This window comes from Pelomicrobium sp., assembly GCF_036803785.1.
Lineage (GTDB): Bacteria > Pseudomonadota > Gammaproteobacteria > Burkholderiales > UBA6910 > Pelomicrobium.
The window spans coordinates 1-1899 of sequence record NZ_DAIRTR010000250.1; the positions used below are offsets into that span (position 1 = coordinate 1).

Annotated in this window: 1 protein-coding gene and 1 pseudogene; one reads left to right on the plus strand and one right to left on the minus strand. The window is 68.4% G+C overall.

Going from position 1 to position 1899, the window contains the following annotated elements; translation table 11 throughout:
- Positions 1 to 195: pseudogene (locus V7Q81_RS15915) on the plus strand (ABC transporter); the annotation flags it as partial.
- 113 nt (positions 196 to 308) lie between these two features.
- Here V7Q81_RS15915 and V7Q81_RS15920 read toward each other — a convergent pair.
- On the minus strand, positions 309 to 1847 hold the full coding sequence (locus tag V7Q81_RS15920; protein ID WP_333845293.1) for an NAD(P)H-hydrate dehydratase: 1539 nt from the start codon (positions 1845 to 1847) through the stop codon (positions 309 to 311).
- Between the last annotated feature and the right edge of the window lie 52 nt (positions 1848 to 1899).

Here is a 1899-nt window from a genome sequence, read left to right on the forward strand (position 1 = left end):
GAGGAATGCATCCCCTTGGGGGAGATGACCGCGGTGACCATGCGGGTGGCAGGGAGCGAGGCGCTACCCCTGGCCCTATCGGTGCCGACCCATGTGGCGCGACGCAACCGCGTGGCGCCGGGGGAGCCGATTCGAGTCTCCCTCCTAGCGGAGGCCATCCACCTGATGGCGCCCGAATCCGCGGCCGAGCGCTGAATCCGCCCTGCAGCGCTCGGTCGTCCCAGCCAGGGCAGGAGGTGCTTTCTCCCGTAAGCCCACAGGCGGGCATGGATCAACGCGAATGACCTTCGCGAATGACCTTCATGTCGTCATTCGTGGATCTTCGTGTCGATTCGTGGTCGAGTAGCGCTTTGAAGGTCAACCCATCGGTTGAGAAGCTCCCGGGCTGCATCCGCCGTCTCTCCGGCGGTCAAGCCTACTGGCCCGCGGCCTTGCTCGACGCAGCGATCGGCGCCGGCCCCGTGCAGGTACACGGCCAGGAGCAAGGCCTGCTCGGCAGAGAGTCCCTGGGCGATGAACGCGGCGATCATGCCGGTCAGCACGTCCCCCATGCCGGCGCTTGCCATGCCCGGGTTGCCCGTGGGATTGAGGTGGCGCGTGCCGTCGGGCAGGGCGCAGACGCTGCCCACTCCTTTGAGCACCACGGCCGAGCGAAACAGCTCGGCCAGATGCCGAGCCACTGCCAAGCGGTCCGATTGCACTTGGGGGGTCGACGTCTGAAGCAGGCGTGCTGCCTCGGCAGGGTGGGGAGTGAGCACCGCATTGCCCCGGGCGGCCAGCGTTTCCCGCAGGCGGGGGAATTCGGCGAGAAGGTTCAAGGCGTCGGCATCCAGCACCAAAGGAAGTCGGGTCTCGAGGGCCGCTTTCAGCCACTGGTACGCGTCAGGGCTCAATCCCATGCCCGGCCCGACGGCGAGGCAGCTCAGGTGCTCGAGATGGAACAGGGCCTCCGGCGGCCGCAGCATTAGCTCGGGCTGACCCGGATCGCAGGCGGGCCCGTCCCGGGCCAACAATCCCACATACACCCGGCCGGCCCCCAGCTTGAGGGCGGAGCGCCCCGCCAGCAGGGCCGCTCCCACCATGGTAGGGGCCCCACCCAGGATACCGACGCTGCCAAACAGGCCTTTATGGCTGTTGCGCGGACGGGGTCTCCAGGCTGCGAGGACGCGGTCCCGCTCCATCAAGAACACGCTCTGGGGCGGGAAGTCCTCGGGGGCGAGCCCTAGGTCGTCCACGGTGATCTCGCCACAGTGGTCGGGGCCGTCCAAGGTCAGCAACCCGGGCTTCAAGGCCATGAAAGTCACGGTAGCCGCCGCTCGAAGGGCCACACCCCGGACCCGCCCTGTATCGCTATCCAGGCCGCTGGGAATGTCGATGGCGAGCACCGGCAGCTGGGAGGCATTGGCCCATTCGATCAGCGCCCGATGGCGGCCCTCCACGTCCCGTGTCAACCCCAGTCCGAACAGCCCGTCGATCACCAGGTCCCAGCGGCGCCCTGATGGAATCTGGTCCAACAACTGCCCTCCCGCCGCCCGCCAGCGCTCCAGGGCCTGGGCCGCCTCCCGGGGAAGACGCTCGGGATCGCCCGTGAACACGACATCGACCCGGTACCACCAGGCCTTGAGATGGCGTGCCGCCACCAGGGCGTCACCCCCGTTATTTCCCGGACCGACCAGGACCAGCACCGAGGTGCGGCGCTCGTCCAGCAGCCGGGCGTGGGCGAACTCGGCGACAGTCAGGCCCGCCCGCTCCATGAGGGGCGGCGGATTGGGACGGCTCAGCACGGCTTGCTCGATGGCGCGGATTTCCGCGGTGGTGTAAAGGCGGCTGGAAACGGGAGCGGGCATGGGGATGGCAGGAGAAGATTCGCGCGGCTATTCTCGGCGATCGGTGCGGGGT